This window comes from Paenibacillus sp. S02, assembly GCF_019454065.1.
Taxonomy (GTDB): domain Bacteria; phylum Bacillota; class Bacilli; order Paenibacillales; family Paenibacillaceae; genus Paenibacillus; species Paenibacillus polymyxa_B.
Genome location: NZ_CP073682.1, coordinates 4,084,143 through 4,103,674, shown reverse-complemented (window position 1 = coordinate 4,103,674; position 19,532 = coordinate 4,084,143). Strand labels below are relative to the sequence as shown.

Sequence of the window (19,532 nt, the reverse complement as noted above, 5' to 3'; positions counted from 1 at the left end):
AACCATGTTATAGGGCGGCAAGGAACAGGTACTGGTTCCTGCCGCCATTCATGTATTTGTGCGGCCTAATATTTTGCAATATGGGGGAGAGCAACGATGAACAGCGGGGAGTCTGAAGCGACCGAACAAGGTCTTGTACTATTGGGCGTATTGGGTGATCCGATCAAGCACTCCAAATCGCCTCTTATGCATAAAATAGCTTTACAGGCAGCGGGGATTGAAGGAGATTTTGTACCTCTTCATGTCAAACCGGATCAGCTGGAAGATGCCATGAAGGGGATTCGCGCTATGCATTTCCGCGGAGTCAATGTGACGATTCCCCATAAAGTCGAGGTTATGAAATATCTGGATGAGATTGATGAAGGGGCCAGACTCATTGGCGCTGTCAATACGATAGTGAATGACAATGGACGGCTCAAGGGCTATAACACGGATGGAATTGGCTACGTGCGTTCCCTCAAAGAAGAGACTTCTGTCGATTTGAAGGGCGCAAGAATTGCTGTTCTTGGAGCCGGAGGGGCTGCTCGTGGCGTAATTCATGCTCTATTGGAAGAGCAACCGGAATCGGTTATTATTTTGAACCGAACACGTGACAAAGCTGAGCAACTGGCATTAGAGTGGACGACGGAAGCGATCCCAGTGAGGGGTTATTCTAACGAGGATGCCAAGAGCGTGCTCGCCACAGTGAATGTGTTGATTAACACAACCTCGGTGGGAATGTCTCCTTTATCGGATGAACTTCCACTGGAAACGAGCTTGATTCCGGAGGGAATCATTGTGAGTGATTTGATCTACAATCCGCTGGAAACGAGACTTTTACGGGAAAGCCGTGAACAGCGCGGCTGCACTGTACATGGGGGCTTGGGCATGTTCGTGTACCAGGGGGCTGTGGCTTTTGAGTATTTTACAGGGGTTGTCCCTGCTGTAGAGCAAATGAGAGCGGCTGTGCTGAGTAGCCTGTCGTAAGTAAGATTGTACATTAAAATTATGGAAATGCTGCATTGCATATGTGGCGACGAAGGGGTTAAATATACATGTTAACAGGTAAACAAAAAAGATATTTGCGTTCAATGGCGCATCATTTGGACCCGGTTTTTCAAGTAGGCAAAAACGGTACGAATGAGCATCTTATGCGTCACATCAACGATGCGATTGAAAAGCGTGAGCTGATGAAAGTGCAAATTTTGAACAACTGTTTGGACGACAAACATGAAATTGCGGAAGAACTGGCCGCGGAGACAGGTTCTGAGCTTGTTCAGATCATCGGGAGCACTATTATTTTGTACAAAGAATCCCGTGATCATAAGGAAATCGAGTTGCCTAGAGGATAACACGCGGGGAGAAAATTATGAAAATCGGTATTATGGGTGGTACATTTGACCCAATTCATATTGGACATCTGCTGGCTGGAGAAGCGGCAAGAGATGCCTATGGTCTGGATCAAGTATGGTTTATGCCTTCTCATATTCCTCCGCACAAGCATCAGGCGGGGGCGAGCGGTAAGGAGCGTCTGGAGATGACGAGTGAAGCGGTAGCGGGTCATCCTGCTTTTGAAGTGCTGGATATTGAAGTGCTTCGCGGGGGAGTATCCTATACCATTGACACGATCAAGGAGCTTCAGGAGTTGCACTCTGCTGTGGATTTTTATTTTATTATTGGTGCGGATATGGTGAACTACTTGCCTCATTGGCAAGGAATTGAGGAACTGGCGCAGCGAATTTATTTTATAGGTGTTCGGCGCCCAGGATTCCAGCTTGCGTTGGATGAGTTGCCGCATTATTTGCAGGACAAGGTACTGCTGGCGGATATGCCAGTGGTGGACATTTCGTCGACGGATATTCGAGAGCGTGCTGCGGAAGGGCGCACTATCCGTTATCTTGTGCCTGATCGTGTGCATGACTATATTACAAGGGGCGGTTTGTATGAAGTACAGCCGTGAGCAATTAATGGAAGCCGTATCTGGTCAAATGCCTGAAAAGCGCTGGAAGCACACACTAGGTGTTATGCATACCTCAGTGGAGCTTGCGCAGCGATATGGAGCAGATCCGGATAAGGCCGAACTGGCGGCTATTTTGCATGATGTAGCGAAATATTGGCCTGTCCAGCAGATGGAAGAGGTGATTCGCAGTCATCCCGAATGTGATCAGGAGCTTTTGGAACATGACAAGCAGCTCTGGCATTCAGAGGTAGGATACTGCGTTGCAGCAAGAGATTACGGAGTGGATGATCCGGAAATAAGGAATGCGATCCGCTGGCATACGTCAGGACGCGTAGGTATGAGCCTGCTGGATAAAGTCGTGTGTCTCGCTGATTACATCGAACCGGGACGGGATTTTCCCGGGGTGGAGCATATCCGTAAACAGGCAAAGAAAAGCTTGGAGCAGGGCCTTATCGCTGGATTTGACTCCACGATTACATTGTTGCTGGAAAAGAAAAAGGTTATTTTCCCACTGACAGTCTTGTCGCGCAATGACTTGATTCAACAACTAAAACAGAGAAAAACGGAGGTTCATGAATGACCCTAACTAATGAGCAATTAATGCAAACGGCGGTTGATGCTGCAAATGATAAAAAGGCAATGAATATTGTCGCACTGGATTTGCGGGGAATATCACTAGTAGCTGATTATTTTGTCATCTGCCACGGTAATTCGGATACACAGGTACAGGCGATTGCAACAGAAATTCGCAAACGCGCTCATGATGAAGGTGTAACCATCAAAGGAATCGAAGGAATGGATTCCGCCCGTTGGGTTCTAATGGATTTGGGGGATGTCGTAGTGCATGTCTTCCATCGCGACGAGCGCGAATACTATAACATTGAACGACTCTGGTCGGATGCTAAGGTTGTGGAAAAGGTATGAGTTTGATCGCCGGTACTTATGTCACCATTATGGTGGATCGTGAGGTATCTCCTTTCGGCTACTTTCTCACTGTTGGTGAGCAGGATGTGCTGCTGCATTATACGGAGCTGACACGTGAAATCGAAGTTGGTGAACGGTTGGAGGTATTTATTTTTCACGATACAGAGGACCGCTTGGCCGCAACCATGAAAAAGCCGTTCTTGTCGTTGGGCGAAATGGCAAAGCTTGAAGTGGCTGATGTGCATCCGCGTTTGGGTTGTTTCCTGGAGATGGGATTGGGTCGTCAGCTTTTGCTGCCGATTCGTGAGTTGCCAGAAAACCGAGATTTACATCCTCGGGTGGGCGACTACGTATATGCCATTATGGAGCATGACAAGCAAGGTAGACTGCGGGCTAAGCTGGCAGGGGAACAGGAGCTGGCTCCGTTGTGCTTCCACGCCCCTGATTCGTGGTTAAATACATGGGTGCAGGCGACTGTGTACAAGCCGCTTCAGATGGGCACATTCGTCCTGGTGGACGGAGGTGTGCTTGGTTTTGGCGCGATTGGAATGATTCATTCCTCGGAGCGTAACCGGATGCTTCGCTTGGGCGAAGAGGTCAAGGTACGGGTCACGCTTGTTCGGGAAGACGGTCGGGTCAATCTGGCGATGTCACCACGCAAGGAAGTAGGCCGTGATGAGGATGCGGATCGGCTGATTGCTTTTCTGAAAGAGCGTCCGGGCGGCGGCATGCCTTATTCCGACGCAACACCGCCGGATATTATCAAGCAACGGTTCGGTATCAGTAAATCCGCCTTCAAGCGTGCAATGGGCAAGCTGATGAAGGAAGGAATGGTTACACAAAAGGAAAACTGGACCTACCTGGTGGAGAAAATGCCGAAACCGAAGGACGGGAATGGGGAATAAAAAATGGCTTCTTACCGGAAGTTTGCCTATGTGTATGATGAGCTGATGCAGGACATGCCGTACCCGGACTGGTTGCGCTTTGCACGGCAGGCTTGGGATCAGTACGGGATGCCGCATACGGTGGCCGAGCTGGGCTGCGGAACGGGTTCAATTACGATTCCTCTAGTTAACTCGGGCTTCGAGGTGGCTGGAATCGACTTATCCTCTGACATGCTGGCAGTAGCCCGTCGCAAAATGGAAACCACTCCACAGGGACAGCGATTGTTTCGTGAGGGAAGCGTTCGCTGGATACAGCAGGATATGAGAGAATGGATTTTACCCGAGCCTGTGGATTCTGTAATTTCTTTTTGCGATTGTCTGAATTACTTGTTGGAGGAAGAAGATATAATTTCTACTTTTCGCAGAACGCATGCTGGTCTGAAGCCTGGCGGAACCTTCTTGTTCGATGTACATCATCCCCAGACGTTTTTACGTTATGATGAAGAGCAGCCTTTCGTACTGGACGAACGCTCTATCTCGTATATCTGGACATGTGCGTTGGACACTCCCCGTTGTGAAATTGAGCATCATCTTAGTATCTTTGCGAAAGCAGAACAAGAAGGACGCGATCTATACCAGCGTTTCGAGGAAATACATGTACAACGTGCCTATGACCCAGACTGGATGAAGGCAGAATTGTCCAAAGCGGGTTTTCGTGATGTGAAGGTATATGCGGATTTTGAATGGGTAGAAGCAGAAGATGACGCGGCGAGACTGTTTTATGTAGCTGTAAAATAGCAAGGCTTCATTGAGCGAATATGGGAAAAAGAAAGACGCTTTTCATGATGACATGAAGGGCGTCTTTTTGCACTCATATATTCACTTTATAGTTCAACTGAAGCTCATCACCCGGTACACCCCGAATGCCCCAGTTCTGTTTGGGTGTTTCAAATATAGTAATCTCAAGATCCTGTGGAGAAATACCCAAAAGATCGTTAATTCTTTGGAATAACAGGTTAATGAGTTTCTTCTTAGCTTCTGTCGTTCTGCCTTCAAAGATACTGATTTCAATAATGGTGTACGCCTCAGAGCGACCATCGGCATATATAAAGTCTTCCTGATCCATAGGAAAAAAACGATGAAACCTCTTGTCAGGAGGATATTTGAACGCATCCACCACAGCAGAATGAATCACCTCTGAAAGTTGCTTTTTGATTGGATTTAGAGTTTCTTTTATTCCGTAAATTTTAATCTGTGCCATTTCTCAGCTCACCTTTCTTATCTCAACTCATCTCAACTTGAAGCGATTTAACTCGGAATTATTATAAAACATTCGTATGCATGTGTCATGAACAATTAGTATGAAGAGGGTCTTTAACACCAAAGGTAGTCCTTATTTGACTTTTTTCGCGGTTTTCAATATAATAGTGCCATTATTAACGGTTAAACAATCGCTGATGAGGAATAGTAGCTTTGTCTGGACATGTAGAGAGCCGGCGGGTGGTGCAAGCCGGTTGACAGCGCAAAGTGAACTCGCCTCGGAGATATGCGTCCAACGCAGGAACGCCCTATACAGGTGCTTGTATCCTGTTATTAACCCGCATCGGATCACCTCCGTTATCAGGTGCAAAGGGAGTAGAACGCGAAGAACGCTTTCTGCTAACTAGGGTGGTACCACGGGAATATAACCTCTCGTCCCTAGCGCTGACACGCTACGGGATGCAGAGGTTTTTTTGTTGCATACCGTTTGAGGAGGAAAAGACAATGACAGACACACAGCCGAAGCACGGCTATCAACCGCAAAGTATTGAACCAAAATGGCAGAAATATTGGGATGAGAACAAGACGTTCCGCACCGGGGAAGAGCCGGGCAAACCTAAGTTTTATGCTTTGGATATGTTTCCGTACCCATCTGGAGCCGGCCTGCATGTAGGCCACCCGGAGGGCTACACAGCTACGGATATTGTTTCACGATATAAAAGAATGCGCGGCTACAACGTACTGCATCCGATGGGTTGGGACGCCTTCGGTCTGCCTGCCGAGCAGCATGCGCTGGATACAGGGGAGCACCCACGCGAAATTACGGTGAAAAATGTAAATAACTTCCGCCGTCAAATCAAATCGCTCGGCTTCTCCTACGACTGGGATCGTGAAATCAGTACGACGGATCCTGATTATTACAAATGGACACAGTGGATCTTCATCCAGCTGTACAAGCGCGGCCTTGCATATGTAGCTGAAGTACCCGTGAACTGGTGCCCAGCGCTGGGAACGGTGCTAGCGAATGAAGAAGTTATTGACGGTAAGAGTGAGCGTGGCGGTCATCCGGTCGTCCGTAAACCAATGCGTCAATGGATGCTGAAAATTACGGAATACGCGGATCGTCTGCTGGAGGATCTGGAGGAACTGGATTGGTCTGAGAGTATTAAGGATATGCAGCGGAACTGGATCGGTAAGTCTACCGGGGCAGAGGTTCGTTTTCCAATTGAAGGCTATGACGAGCAACTTACAGTATTTACAACCCGTCCAGATACACTGTTCGGCGCAAGCTACTGTGTGCTGGCACCAGAGCAGGAATTGGTGGATATTATCACTACGCCTGAGCAAAAGGATGCTGTACAACAGTACCGTGAACAAGCTGCTCGTAAAAGCGATCTGGAGCGTACGGATCTGGCCAAGGATAAAACAGGCGTATTCACAGGAGCTTATGCAGTGAACCCGGTGAACGGCGAAAAGCTGCCGATCTGGATTGCTGACTATGTACTAGCAGGCTACGGAACTGGAGCGATTATGGCTGTACCTGCTCACGATGCGCGTGACTGGGAATTTGCCAAGCAATTCGGATTGAGTATCATTGAGGTTGTCCAAGGTGGAGATGTCGCTAATGAGCCATATACTGAGGATGGACCGCACGTCAATTCAGGCCCGCTGAATGGACTTACCAACGAGGAAGCGATTCCGAAGATGATTGAATGGCTGGAAGCCGAGGGCAAAGGACACGGCAAAGTCACCTATCGCCTGCGTGACTGGCTGTTCAGCCGTCAACGCTATTGGGGCGAGCCGATTCCGGTAATTCATCTGGAAGATGGAACGATCAAAACGGTTCCTGAGGACCAACTTCCGCTCGTCCTGCCGGAGATGGACAATATCAAGCCTTCAGGTACAGGTGAATCCCCGCTGGCGAACGCAACAGATTGGATCGAAACCATTGATCCTGAGACAGGTATGAAAGCACGCCGCGAGACAAATACAATGCCGCAATGGGCAGGCAGTTGCTGGTATTACCTGCGCTTTATTGATCCGAAAAATGACAAAGAGCTTGTATCCAAAGAGAAACAACGTGAATGGATGCCTGTTGATTTGTATATTGGCGGAGCGGAACATGCGGTTCTTCACTTGCTGTATGCCCGTTTCTGGCATAAGGTACTGTATGATATCGGCGTAGTGGAAACGAAAGAGCCTTTTTATAAGCTGGTCAACCAGGGTATGATTTTGGGCAATAACAATGAAAAAATGAGTAAATCACGCGGTAATGTCATTAATCCTGATGATATTGTCAATACGTTTGGCGCCGATACGTTGCGTATTTATGAGATGTTTATGGGGCCGCTGGAAGCGACCAAGCCATGGAATGAGAATGGGGTAGAAGGAGCACATCGTTTTCTGTCCCGCGTATGGCGCCTGTTTGTTTCCGAGGATGGTAGCCTGAACGATAAAATTACAAATGACGGCGGTAGCGATGAGTTCAATCGTACTTGGCATAAAACGCTGAAAAAAGTAACCGAAGATCTGGATGCACTGCGCTTCAATACAGCGATCAGCCAGCTGATGATCTTCACCAACGATGCATACAAAGCAGACCTTCTGCCGCGTGCAGCAATGGAAAACTTCGTGCAAATGCTGTCGCCGCTTGCACCCCATCTGGCCGAGGAATTGTGGCAGCTGCTGGGGCACAATGATAGCATTACCTACGCGGCCTGGCCTGCTTATGATGAAGCATGGACGGTGGACACCGAAGTGGAAATTGTTGTGCAAGTGAATGGTAAAATCGTGCAGCGTGCAACGATTGCCAAGGATCTTGATGCTAAAGCGATGGAAGCATTCGCTGTGTCGTTGGACAATGTTCAGCAGGCACTGGCCGGCAAAACGATCCGCAAGGTAATTGCTGTTCCAGGTAAGCTGGTTAATATTGTTGCCGGTTAATTGGCTTTAAGCCGAAGGAGACATCCACCTTTTGCATGTCTTCTTCATACTTGTTGTGCGTGGCTTGTATCAGCTCGGGAAAGACACTATGCAGGCTGATGTCCAACAATGCGAGAGCTTCGGCGGTAATACCTCCGGGAACCGCCACTCTGGCCTGTAACTCGGCCGGTGTCATCCCGCCTTCCGTGAGCAGCTTTCCAGTGCCGATGATCATTTCACCGGCCAGGGCGCATAGCTCCGTACGGTCTATACCTGTAGCTTGAACTGCGGCTTGAATCCACTGGTCCATAAAAAAGGCCAAGAAAGCAGGACCGCAACTCGAAAAATCCGACGTGATTCGAGTATAAGATTCTTTAACCCGAATCGGCCTGCTGATGTGGGACATAAGCTCTTCCAGAAGGGTGCGGTCCTCCTCTGTAATCCGGCTTCCATGGATGCATAGTGAGGCTCCGCTGCCCACTTGGTGGGTGATACTGGGAATAATTTTGGACACTTTGGCTTTCAGTGCGTGCTCCAAAATACGAATCTGCACCGGGCTTGTGATAGATACGACGATTTGCTCTTCTGTAATGACGTTGCGTATTTCATCCGTTACGGCTTTTGATTCCAGCGGCTTCACACAGATAAACAGAACATCGCTTTCCGCTGCCGTTTCACGGTTGCTTTGGGCTACATGCAAACCTGGATAACGACGGGCTAGCTCGGTTACCTTGGAATGCGTTCGATTACTTGCTGATATTTGCTGCGCCTTGAGTGCGTTAGAATTAATAAAAGACTCAATTAGCAGACTTCCCATGCTGCCAGTCCCGATAAATCCAACTTTCATTGTTCAACGTCCTCCTTTCATACTTTGCGGTATAGACGCTGTGCTGTCAGCTGTCATTCTTCTTAGTGTATGCGCCTGGTCTTGGCCGACATGACGAATTTTATGTCTGAGCATGTTAGATCGTGCCCGGGATCGTACCACTTTTTTGTAAAAATGCTCACAGCGAGACCGTATGGAGGTTGTTTGCACCCTCCGGTTTAACGGGAATTAGACAGACTTGCTCTGTTTGATTGAGGCGGTGTTTTCAGTCGGCTCAATTTCCCGAAATCCATGTGGAGTAGGGGACGATACGGAAATGAAACGCGTATGGACAGGAACAGCGATAACGCTTGCTGTAATCGGGAGTGGACTTATTTTATTTGCCGGAGGACAGCGCTCTGAGCCGCAAGAAGAGTGGACTTTACTTAACCATAAGGTGGAGCAGGCTGTGGCGATGGATTCAGAGCCAAATGAGTCGCAGCGCAGCAGTGACTATGCCCAGAAAAAGCCTGCTGTAAAGGAACCTTCAGACAAAGCTGAGCGCAGTAAGAATGCCGAAGCCGCTGCCAATGTGAAACGTGATACTGTGCAGATTTCTACTGGTGTATCTGCTGCTGTGAGCGAAAACTCTATTGCGGGAAATTCAAGTACCGTAAAGCAGTCTGGTGTTGCGGATTCGAGCTCAGACACAGGTATTGTCAGTTCAAATGGTGCAACGAGTAGGACAAATACAGTGAATGATTCGGTTACTACACCCGTTTCCGGCGAAAAAAAGGTAAATATCAACACGGCGACTGCTGCTGAGTTAATGGAGCTACCAGGGGTTGGGGCTAAAAAAGCCGAGGCTATTTTGAACTACCGTAATCAGCACGGGGTGTTCAAACGTGTGAACGATTTGGATCATGTAAAGGGAATCGGAGCTAAAATGTTGGCGAAAATGAAGCCGTATGTCAGCTTGTAACTTATATAAGATTACAATGTACAGGCTCTGAGAACGGCGGTAGCGGATATGGTTTACGTTTTAACTTGTTTATACGGGAGAGATGGAAATGAGTGCAGATGTACGCAAGGACTGGGACACCTATTTCATGGATATCGCTTATATGGTATCCACCCGTTCGCGCTGTGCGCGGCGTCATGTTGGAGCCGTACTTGTACAAGGTAAAAAGCTCTTGGGGACGGCCTATAATGGAGCACCATCCGGGGTGCCTGACTGTTCTGAGGCAGGCTGTATGATCTCAGAGGAGTATGAGGTCGTTCACCGTGATGGGCACGAGGAAATGGTTAAGAAGCAGCGTTGTATTCGCACTATTCATGCGGAGCAGAACCTGCTACTGTTTACTGACCGAATTGATCGTGAAGGCTCTTCGGTATATGTCACCGACCAGCCATGCTGGACGTGTGCCAATATGTTGGCGAACAGCGGTATAGTGGAGATTGTATACCACAGACCTTATCCCAAAGATGCCGACAAGGTTCGTGCTATGATGGAGGAAAAGGGAATCGCCTTTCGTATGCTGAAGACCTATCATCCACCAAAAGAAACGCTGATGGATGTAATGAATTAAAAAGTAAACGAGGAAGAACCTCTGACGAATGCTATTTTGTCAGAGGTTCTTTTTGTTTTGTGTTTTTTGGATAGAAAGCAATGTTTGCTACCGGAAGGTGATTGTATTCAAGCTAAACTTGTGTTAACTAGACCTATATTGACCCTTACTGTTTGTTGGATTACAGGAAGTGCAGGGGCATGCCTGTATTCTGGACGGATGCTTTTGTTGCTCTGGGCGGGGGTTACCCTGATCTTTCCGCTTATAGCTTTATGGATGAAAATCCCCATCCGGCATATGGTATTACTTTGGCTTGCATTCAGCGGTGGTGGATTTCATTGGTATTGGCATGATACGTATAATGTTAGCAGTATTCCCGATGCTCTTCATGTATCGTCTTCTATGGTGGAAGACATGCCTGTTCAAGCAACAGGGCTTATCGCTTCTGAAGTACAGGTAGATGGTGATCGAACACAGTTTGAGATGAGAGTCACCTCAATCAATCACTACGAAAGTCATTCGAAAAAGGACGAGAATCGTGCACTAATTTCTGAACAGGTCATTGTTCATATCAAGTTGGCTGCCAAGCAGGAACAGCAACTTGCGGCAGCGTGGCAACGTGGAGATGCAATCCTACTGCGTGGCACCTTAAAGGCTCCTGCAAAAGCGGGGAACTTTGGTGGCTTTGATTACAGTGAATACCTGCACACACAGGAAATCCACTGGCTTTTCAAAGGCGATGGGGCAGCCTCATTACAAAAGCAGGAGGCTTCACTGTGGAACCGCTACACTTTGTTCAGATGGAATGATCAGCTTAGGGAGCAGCTAGGGCAGAGAATGGAATCGGCATTTACATCACTTCATCACGCAGGCTATATGAAAGGACTGGTACTTGGGGTAACAGATGAGTTGGACCCAGCAACGTATAACGAGTTTACGCAGCTTGGTTTAACGCATATTTTAGCAATATCGGGCATGCATGTGGCGGTATATGCAGCTACACTATTATATTTACTCAAGCTACTAAGAGTTAGCCGCGAGACATCTCTTACGGTCGTGATGATACTCATTCCGGCTTATGTCCTGCTGACAGGTGCTTCTCCCTCTGTTGTGAGGGCGGGAATTATGGCGATGATCGGCTTGTTTGCAGCCCGACGAGGTATGCTCAAAGACGGACTTAATATTCTAAGTATATCCGCGTTGCTCATGCTGATTTGGAATCCATATTATCTACTTAGCGTCAGCTTTCAGCTTTCCTTTTTGGTGACAGGTGGGTTGCTCATTTATATGCCGCTTATGAAGCCGTTTTTCGCCAAATGGCCTTTCCTAATCGGCGGTGAAGTTGCGATTACAATTACGGCACAGCTTGTTTCGTTTCCAATGACGGTATTTTACTTTAATCAATTTTCGTTGTTATCATTTGCGGCCAATTTTGTGCTTGTACCCCTTATTACATATATCGTGCTTCCATTAGGTACGGTGGCGATGGGGCTTTCCTTTTTATGGGGGGATGGGGCTCGTATTCTTGCGTGGCCGGCAGAGCAATTGAACGTTTTGACCTTTTTACTAGTGAAATGGCTGAATATAGATGATGCTTATGTGAGTATTTGGCCGTCTTCTTCCATCCTGTGGGTCATGGCGTATTACGCAGCTTTGTACAGTGTTTTGTACTGGCTCAAAAGGTGGCTGACATCCCGCAGGCAAACGAACGACATTACCGTCTTGAATTCTACTGCCATTTCATCTCCTATATATACAGGATTAGCAGCTTCTCCAGAATGGGCGGCTATATTGCATACGGCTCCTGAACCTGAGGGAGCAGGGAAATTTGCAAGTCGACAGTGGAATGGTTATCGTCATTTGGCACTGGCTCTAAGTGTTATTGCTTGGCTTGGAATATTGTATACAGGTTACCAATCTCCTGGTGAGGGAAATACGGGAATTGTTCAATATCTGGATGTGGGCCAAGGTGACAGCATTTTAATTACAACGCCGGGCGGGAAACATATCTTGGTTGATGGTGGGGGTACAATGGATTTTGCGACAGGGAAAAATGCTTGGCGCAAGCGTGCAGATCCCTACGAGGTGGGTGAAGATACGATTGTACCCTTGCTAAAGCAACGAGGTGTGCATCGCCTGGACGCTGTCATTTTAACGCATGGAGATCATGATCATGCCGGAGGACTACAGGCTGTGCTTGACCAGATTCCCGTATCTACCTTGTTTTTTAACGGTACCCTGACAGATAAAACCCCATTCCGTAAGCTGTTGAACACGGCTTTAGACAAGCAGATCAAGCTGTATGGTGCACATCATAGTATGGAATGGGAACCAGACCAGGCTACGAAAATCCGCTTTCTCTATCCGTTTACACTACCGGAGAACGAATCTGAGCAGATGCCTGTTATGAAGGAACAAAATCATTACTCTGTTGCCATGATATTGGAGATGGAGGGAGCCTCTTTTTTGTTCACAGGAGATATGGATGATGCAGCAGAGTCGTCGTTGCTCTCTGAATTAACTCATTTTTCATCAAGTGTGAAAGATGAGGGAGCAACGGGGGCTGTAAAGAAAGCTATAGATGTCATGAAAATAGCACATCACGGCAGCAAGTACTCCACCTCGGAAGAGTGGTTATCCTACTGGCGACCGAAAGTATCTGTTATTTCGGTCGGTGCGACCAATACTTACGGACATCCGAATGAAGCGGTATTGGAACGTTTATCGGCAGTTGATTCTGCTATATATCGAACGGATACGATGGGAGAGATACAGATTCGAGCACAGCAAGGAAAACTGAGTGTGCGGTACCAACGCAAGCAGGACAAAACAGATACTAATACAACAACACACTAAAACGGGTGCTCACTCTCAGGAGTGGGCTGTTTGCTTTGAATTCAATCTGAATGGACAGTAGCTGTAAGCTTTGATAGAATCATATGAGTAATGAAAATGAGAATCATTATTAACGGGAGGAATATTGTGAGTTATTTTAAATTCAGAGCATCAGCTTGTTTGTTTATCATTTCGTTAATGCTGGTATTGAGCGCATGCGCTACAAGTGGGGGTGGGACTGTAACAGAAAGCGGTCAATCGATTGCTCCTAAGAACACATCAACTGGAGATGAAGCTGCCACACGTACATATGAAAGTGATAAAGGTACAATTACTCTTCCTGAGCATCCCCGGCGTGTCGTAGTGGCAGTCGGTGATTATGTAGGTGATGTGCTAGCACTTGGTATTACACCTGTAGGGGCTCCAGACACCGTATTTGATACACCATATTATAAAAAATACTTGAATGGGGTTGAAAATATCGGTGATAGCTCCGCACTGTCCCTTGAAAAAGTGACTGCCCTGAAGCCGGATCTGATCATTACCTATGATGAGAAAGCATATGAAAATCTGAAAAAAATAGCGCCTACAGTGTTTATTCCATATGGTAAATATCAATATAAGGACCGTCTGATGGAGCTGGGCAAAGTGTTAAACAAGGAGCAGGAAGCGAAGAATTGCCTGGCTGATTTTGCAACCAAGATTGCTGAGAAGAAACAGGCTTTGTCTGACGTCATTGATTCGGGCAAAAAAATCGCTATTTTTGAGATTACAGGAAAAGAATTATATCTATATGGAAAATCCTATGGACGTGGAGGAGCCATACTTTATGATGAGCTGGGACTTCATGCTCCTGAGAAGGTAGAAAAGGCAGCGTTCGAGAAGGGATGGGCCAGCATTTCAATAGAGGCTTTACCGGAGATGCTGGGCGATGCCGATTATTTAATGTTGGGTATTAGAGGAGACGGAACAGACCAAGGAAAAGATATTTTATCTAAAAGTGTGTGGAAGAACCTTTCTGCCATTAAATCAGGTAAAGTATATCAATACTCAATCGACGATTTTTATTTTCAAGATCCGATTGCTCTGACTTATCAATTAGAACTCATATCTGATTTTTTGGTTTCCAAGAAGTAACAATATGATCTTGCAGCTCGATAGGCTAGCATTTAGATGTATGTAGGAGCTAGGGGAAGGTGACTACCTTCCCTTTTTCTGTTATTCTAAGGGAGGCTAAGCTGGGGAATCTGGGCTTTTTGGTATAATTTTTTTTGTTAAAAAAATAAAATTAGTGTCAGACGTCTATCCTGCAACAATTTGCAAAATGGATACGTCTGTAATATTGCAGGGAGAGGGGGATCCTTTGTGGTAGAGCAGGGACTCATTCGAGCCGCTCAATCGGGCGATCGCGACGCTCTCATTACCCTATTAAGAGAGATAGAACAGCATGTGTACCGTACGGCATATTACATTCTAAATAATGAGCAGGACGCCATGGATGCTTCACAAGAAGCCCTCATACGGATCTATTCCAAGATTAACTCTTATGAGGAAAAAGCGCAGTTTAAAACCTGGGTCCAACGCATTGTAACGAATATATGCATCGACAAATTCAGAAGAACGAAGCCCTCGGTTTCCATTGACGAGCACGACATGATATTCAACGATCCCCAAAACGTGGAGGTCGAGGTGTTAACCTCTTACATGGCACAGGATGTTCGTGAGGCTATACAACAACTTCCTGAGCACCACCGGACGGTAATTGTCTTAAGATATTTGCAGGATTTCTCCTATAACGAGATTGCAGATTCTCTGGATTTGCCGCTAAATACGGTCAAGTCATACTTATATCGTGCAAGACAGCAATTGCAAGGGCTACTTCAGGAATATCAGAAAGGTGGTGTATCAGGATGAAGTGTGGGGAAGAGGTGATGGATTGGATGCAGCGTTATGTGGATCATGAGCTGGGCGAAGAAGAGACGTCCCAATTAATGAACCATATTGCGACTTGCCCGGACTGTGCGGAAAAATTTCTTATTCTTCAAGCACTCTCTCGCGAGCTGGAGGAATTGCCTGCGGTTTCCCCGGCGTTCAGCCTGGTGGATTCCATCATGCCTCAGCTTGATGCCATTGACCGCGCACGTGAAGAGCAGGGAAGTGCGCTTCAGGAAATGCAACCTGTGGCTGTAGAGCCTGGACCAGTGCCTAGACAAAGTACCCAGCCTACACCTTGGTGGAACCGAATGGCTGGGCGCGCTGCCATGGGCGTGGCTGCCGCTGCTGTTGTACTGGGGATTGTAGTGTTTAACTTCGAGCCTAAAACAGTGCAGGATGCGGAAGGCATACTTACAACCCAGACGCCCGAAGTGACGAATCCGCAGAATCAGACGGAAATTCTTCCAGGTACAGCCAATGGCAGTGGAGGCCGTGATGCAGCCATTGGTTCGGATTCTACACAGCAGCCGTCAGAGCAGGGGCAAGGAACGGATGCATCTCAGCTACCTGCGGATAAAGATCCTGACCTGAGCAAACAAGGTGCAACCAATGCAGACGATGAAAAGAACTCTTCCAAACGGGATGCTGGGAAACGTGACGATCAGCGAGCTGGGGAGGAAGATTCGACGAAGTCTGCACCAGCTGAACATTCTTCTCGTCAGGATGAAGGGCAGGGACAGCTACGTACGGATCGTCAGCTGACAAAGGAAAATCCGTCTGCTGGAGATGCTCCTAAATCTGAGGACAAACAGTTAAGTCAGGAAAAATCTGATCAATCCACGATTGCTCCTGCTGAACAGTTGGAACCGAAAATGGAAAAAGCACCCCTAGCGGGTACGGGTACCGCTCAGGACGATAATAATGGTAACACAAGTACGAATGATTCTTCTTCGTCGCTTAGTCAGGATTTGAAGGTACAGGATCGAATTGCGTCAAATGAAACGTCGAAAGAAACGACTTCCAAAAGCATCACCAAGGATTCGGGCAATGCCTTGGGAACAGATAGCAGCAATGCAGCTTCTAATGATCAGCAATCATCCGTGTCGCAAGACTCGGTTCGTAAAGAAGGATTTGTATCTAATTCACTGGTCTCTCCGGACAACAATAATGCTTCCAGCTATAGTGCCCAATCCGCCTCTACAGATCAGCTCAACTCGCCAGATGGTAGCTATGCGGTGGCTATTGAGGGCAAAAAGCTGAAAGTGTATAAGCTTTCCGATAACGGTGTAGACCGAACAACACTGGAAGTCCGTACTCTAAAAGGTGCCTGGGTCAAAGGAAGCTGGTCAGAAGACAGCCAGACCTTTATGTATGAGACGGAGCAGGATGGGACAGCAAGTAAATATACGTACACCGTCCCGCGCAGCACTGGAAAATAGTTTCCGTAAGTTGACACACTTTTAAAAACAGAGAATATACTATATGAACCGACGTCGTATCCCGACGGCCGAAAGTTTCTAGAGCTTTCTGCTGCCGTGTTGATATAGATGGTGGTGAAGGGATCCTGCCTATAGGCAGGGTCCCTTCGTTTGTGTCATGACTTGCCTTCCGGTCGGATGTCGGGTACGATCAGTGGGTGGGGGGAACGGAAAATGGATGTAAAAACAGCCACTAAGGCTATTCGGAAAGGCGACATTTCGCCAGTGTATTTGCTATATGGCAGTGAAAAATATCAAATGAAGCAGTTTGTTGAGATGCTTAAAGAGAAAGTGGTGGAAGAGGAGCATCGTGACTTCGCCATCATTCCTTATGATTTAACCGAAACGCCAATTGAGGTGGTCGTGGAGGAGGCGGAAACAGCGCCTTTTCTGGTACCAAAGAAGCTGATTATTGTACGGGATACCAGTGTATTTGCAGCAGGCAAAGATAGCGGTAAGATAGAGCACCGGCTTGAGACGCTGTTGACTTATATGGATAACCCGACTGACTATAGCGTCATCATTTTTACGGTTCAGGCTGAAAAGTTGGATGAACGGAAAAAGATTGTCAAAAAGCTGAAAAGTGATGCTTCTGTTATTGCTTTTGCTCCAATGGGTGGAGATGATCTTATAGCTTGGATCCATAAGCGTGCAGGAGAAAGAGAAGTGCAATTGGCTGCAGGAGCTGCTGAAAGCCTCATTCAATTCACAGGTACTGGGCTGCAATCCTTGGCTGCCGAGATAGACAAGCTCTGCTTGTACGCAGGAGCACAGGGAACGATCTCATCCGCTGATATAGAATCCCTGGTGCCTCGTAACACAGAGCAAAACGTATTTGCGATGGTTGAGGATCTGGCTAATTTGCGGCTGGATAAGGCGCTTAGTATTTTTTATGAGTTGCTTAAGCAAAAAGAGGAACCGATCAAGATTGCCGCTTTGATCACGCGACAGTTCCGTATTATGTTGCAGGTCAAAGAGCTGGCAGGTCAAAGCTATTCCCAGCAACAAATTGCCAGTCAGCTTAGTTTGCATCCTTATGGGGTGAAAGTTGCAGGGGACCAAGCGCGGAGGTTCCGCCCTGAGCAGCTGCGTCAGCTTCTCTACGAATTGGGCGAGCTGGATTATCATATGAAAACAGGTGTCGTTGACAAGGTACTGGGACTGGAGCTATTTTTGATGAAAATGGGTGCGGGGGCTTCAATCTAATCCCCCATGTGCTGTTATAGAGTCAGCTCATGTAGCGTGGAAAGCTGACTCTATAAATTAACAAAAGTTATAAACTAAAAAAACCTGATCAGCCAAGGCTGGTCAGGTTTTTTTCATTAACGTATGAAAGTAGCTCTTGCTTACGCTTGAGCTGTAAGAGCGTTAAGTTTTTTCGCCAAGCGGGATTTCTTGCGAGCAGCTGCATTTTTGTGGATCAGACCTTTAGTTACAGCCTTGTCCAGCTTTTGGGAAGCTACTTTGAAAGCAGCAGCAGCAGTTTCAGCTTCGTTACCTACCAACGCTGTATCGGCAGCTTTTACTGCTGTACGAAGCGCGGATTTTTGAGAAGCGTTCAACGCACGGCGTTTGTCGCTAGTTTTAACGCGTTTGATAGCGGATTTGATGTTTGGCATTACATTCACCTCCTGTAAAGGCATTACTTATGAACACAAACGTTTCACAACTTAAAATATTTTAGCATGCCACACCTCAAATTGCAATAAGAAAACATTCTGAGGCGATGCGAATTACAGGATGAAAATGGATGTGCATAAACCTGTTGGGTGTCTCGCACACTATAGTCAAAGATGGTATCCAAGGAGGCTTAAAAGATGGATCTGGATTTGCAGAAGTATGCGGTACGTACGGATTTGGCATTAGAGGCAAGAGAACTGGCTGAACGGGATCAGCCTGTACCTCTGTCGGGCATAAGTGAGAACGTGGAGGAAGATAACGGAATCAAAATCACACGGCTGGACGTACTGAATGAAGAAGGAGCCAACCGTATTGGGCGGGTACAAGGGCATTACGTCACGTTGGAAGTACCCGGCTTGCGTGAAGGCGACACGGGGCTCCAGCAACGTGTAGCTATTGCATTTGCAAAAGAAATGGAGCATTTTATACAAAAAATAGGGATCTCTAATACGGCAAAGGTACTGGTAGTAGGTCTGGGCAACTGGAACGTTACTCCCGATTCGCTGGGGCCGCTTGTCGTTGAAAATTTGATGGTGACTCGTCAATTTTTTGAACTGACACCTGATCAAATCAACCCGGGCTATCGAGATGTGAGCGCAATTGCACCGGGCGTCCTGGGTATTACGGGGATCGAGTCCAGTGAAATCGTTCAAGGCATCGTGGATCGCACAAAGCCAGAACTGATTATTGCCATTGACGCTCTGGCGTCACGTTCACTGGAGCGCGTCAATACGACCATTCAGGTGGCTGATATCGGGATACATCCAGGTTCAGGTATTGGCAACAAGCGGCGCGGTATCACCAAGGATATTATGGGTGTTCCGTGTATCGCTATCGGCGTTCCGACGGTATGCTATGCTTCTACCATTGTCAATAACGTAATCGAACTGATGAAAACACATTTTACCAAAGAAAAGGCTTCTACAAAAGCAATCCTGGGGATGTTGGACGATATTTCAGAACCTGAGAGACTTGGGCTGGTGAGAGAGGTACTGCAACCGCTGGGGCACGATCTGATTGTGACTCCTAAAGAGATCGATGAATTTATTGAAGATATCGCGAACATCATTGCTACTGGATTGAACGCTGCTCTGCACGAAGCTGTTGATCCTGGCAATGTCGCCGCCTATACGCATTAATCAAGGGTTGGTAAAATCGTATTTCATACCAAAAGTCTCTATTTAACAGGAATCTAATCTCTTTCAAAAAGGGAGGTGATATACCTGTGGTAGAGATTTTTTGTGTTCTAGCAATTGTTCTCCGTTCATAGAGTTGAAGTATAAGAGATTTCCGCAGCAGATA

19 protein-coding genes and 1 other annotated feature are annotated in these 19,532 nt (G+C 47.1%); of the genes, 16 read left to right on the top strand and 3 right to left on the bottom strand.

The window, feature by feature from the left end:
• Positions 1–96: 96 nt before the first annotated feature.
• The 7 genes from aroE to KAI36_RS18165 all read left to right on the top strand — a co-directional run bounded on the left by aroE (position 97) and on the right by KAI36_RS18165 (position 4,545).
• Positions 97–966 carry a shikimate dehydrogenase gene (gene aroE, locus KAI36_RS18195; RefSeq protein WP_075154475.1) on the top strand — a complete coding sequence of 290 codons (870 nt, stop codon included), beginning with the start codon at positions 97–99 and terminating at the stop codon, positions 964–966.
• 68 nt (positions 967–1,034) lie between these two features.
• Complete coding sequence (gene yhbY / locus KAI36_RS18190; protein ID WP_013311197.1) at positions 1,035–1,331, top strand: ribosome assembly RNA-binding protein YhbY; 297 nt, start codon at positions 1,035–1,037, stop codon at positions 1,329–1,331.
• Positions 1,332–1,348: 17 nt separating this feature from the next.
• Entirely contained in the window at positions 1,349–1,939 is a 591-nt protein-coding gene (gene nadD / locus KAI36_RS18185; RefSeq protein ID WP_013311196.1) for a nicotinate-nucleotide adenylyltransferase, read from the top strand.
• On the top strand, positions 1,923–2,519 hold the full coding sequence (gene yqeK, locus KAI36_RS18180; protein ID WP_023989530.1) for a bis(5'-nucleosyl)-tetraphosphatase (symmetrical) YqeK: 597 nt from the start codon (positions 1,923–1,925) through the stop codon (positions 2,517–2,519). Before nadD ends, yqeK begins: the two co-directional genes overlap by 17 nt.
• Positions 2,516–2,863 (top strand): ribosome silencing factor, encoded by a 348-nt coding sequence (gene rsfS, locus KAI36_RS18175; protein ID WP_013311194.1) that lies wholly within the window; start codon positions 2,516–2,518, stop codon positions 2,861–2,863. The genes yqeK and rsfS overlap by 4 nt, the downstream gene beginning before the upstream one ends.
• On the top strand, positions 2,860–3,768 hold the full coding sequence (locus KAI36_RS18170) for a CvfB family protein (protein ID WP_029515375.1): 909 nt from the start codon (positions 2,860–2,862) through the stop codon (positions 3,766–3,768). Before rsfS ends, KAI36_RS18170 begins: the two co-directional genes overlap by 4 nt.
• Positions 3,769–3,771: 3 nt before the next feature.
• A complete protein-coding gene (locus KAI36_RS18165; RefSeq protein WP_023989528.1) occupies positions 3,772–4,545 on the top strand; it encodes a class I SAM-dependent DNA methyltransferase in 774 nt (257 codons plus the stop codon).
• A gap of 73 nt (positions 4,546–4,618) precedes the next feature.
• Here the strand turns inward: KAI36_RS18165 and KAI36_RS18160 are convergent, their stop codons facing one another.
• Positions 4,619–5,008: a tautomerase family protein gene (locus tag KAI36_RS18160; RefSeq protein ID WP_220025635.1), complete on the bottom strand. Its 390-nt coding sequence runs from the start codon at positions 5,006–5,008 to the stop codon at positions 4,619–4,621.
• Between the two features lie 184 nt (positions 5,009–5,192).
• Positions 5,193–5,450, top strand: a binding site (T-box leader).
• Positions 5,451–5,511: 61 nt separating this feature from the next.
• Here KAI36_RS18160 and leuS point away from each other — a divergent pair.
• Entirely contained in the window at positions 5,512–7,950 is a 2,439-nt protein-coding gene (gene leuS / locus KAI36_RS18155) for a leucine--tRNA ligase (RefSeq protein WP_220025634.1), read from the top strand.
• On the opposite strand, the gene comER is transcribed toward leuS, so the two are convergent.
• Positions 7,931–8,776: a late competence protein ComER gene (comER, locus tag KAI36_RS18150; RefSeq protein WP_220025633.1), complete on the bottom strand. Its 846-nt coding sequence runs from the start codon at positions 8,774–8,776 to the stop codon at positions 7,931–7,933. The genes leuS and comER overlap by 20 nt on opposite strands.
• Positions 8,777–9,071: 295 nt before the next feature.
• On the opposite strand from comER, the gene KAI36_RS18145 reads away from it, so the two are divergent.
• From KAI36_RS18145 to holA, 7 genes are all read left to right on the top strand, one after another.
• Positions 9,072–9,716 (top strand): ComEA family DNA-binding protein, encoded by a 645-nt coding sequence (locus KAI36_RS18145; protein ID WP_220025632.1) that lies wholly within the window; start codon positions 9,072–9,074, stop codon positions 9,714–9,716.
• Between the two features lie 88 nt (positions 9,717–9,804).
• Complete coding sequence (locus KAI36_RS18140) at positions 9,805–10,323, top strand: deoxycytidylate deaminase (protein WP_069010453.1); 519 nt, start codon at positions 9,805–9,807, stop codon at positions 10,321–10,323.
• Between the two features lie 204 nt (positions 10,324–10,527).
• A complete protein-coding gene (locus KAI36_RS18135; RefSeq protein ID WP_220028164.1) occupies positions 10,528–13,158 on the top strand; it encodes a ComEC/Rec2 family competence protein in 2,631 nt (876 codons plus the stop codon).
• Positions 13,159–13,284: 126 nt separating this feature from the next.
• Complete coding sequence (locus KAI36_RS18130) at positions 13,285–14,274, top strand: iron-hydroxamate ABC transporter substrate-binding protein (RefSeq protein ID WP_220025631.1); 990 nt, start codon at positions 13,285–13,287, stop codon at positions 14,272–14,274.
• A 228-nt stretch (positions 14,275–14,502) separates the two neighbouring features.
• A complete protein-coding gene (locus KAI36_RS18125) occupies positions 14,503–15,051 on the top strand; it encodes an RNA polymerase sigma factor (RefSeq protein ID WP_013311184.1) in 549 nt (182 codons plus the stop codon).
• On the top strand, positions 15,048–16,511 hold the full coding sequence (locus KAI36_RS18120) for an anti-sigma factor family protein (RefSeq protein WP_220025630.1): 1,464 nt from the start codon (positions 15,048–15,050) through the stop codon (positions 16,509–16,511). Before KAI36_RS18125 ends, KAI36_RS18120 begins: the two co-directional genes overlap by 4 nt.
• A 213-nt stretch (positions 16,512–16,724) precedes the next feature.
• Complete coding sequence (gene holA / locus KAI36_RS18115) at positions 16,725–17,756, top strand: DNA polymerase III subunit delta (protein WP_220025629.1); 1,032 nt, start codon at positions 16,725–16,727, stop codon at positions 17,754–17,756.
• Between the two features lie 140 nt (positions 17,757–17,896).
• Here holA and rpsT read toward each other — a convergent pair whose 3' ends face one another.
• Positions 17,897–18,169, bottom strand: coding sequence for a 30S ribosomal protein S20 (gene rpsT / locus KAI36_RS18110; protein ID WP_013311181.1), 273 nt, complete (start codon positions 18,167–18,169; stop codon positions 17,897–17,899).
• Positions 18,170–18,367: 198 nt separating this feature from the next.
• Here rpsT and gpr point away from each other — a divergent pair, with 198 nt between their 5' ends.
• On the top strand, positions 18,368–19,369 hold the full coding sequence (gpr, locus tag KAI36_RS18105) for a GPR endopeptidase (RefSeq protein ID WP_023989518.1): 1,002 nt from the start codon (positions 18,368–18,370) through the stop codon (positions 19,367–19,369).
• Positions 19,370–19,532 lie beyond the last annotated feature (163 nt).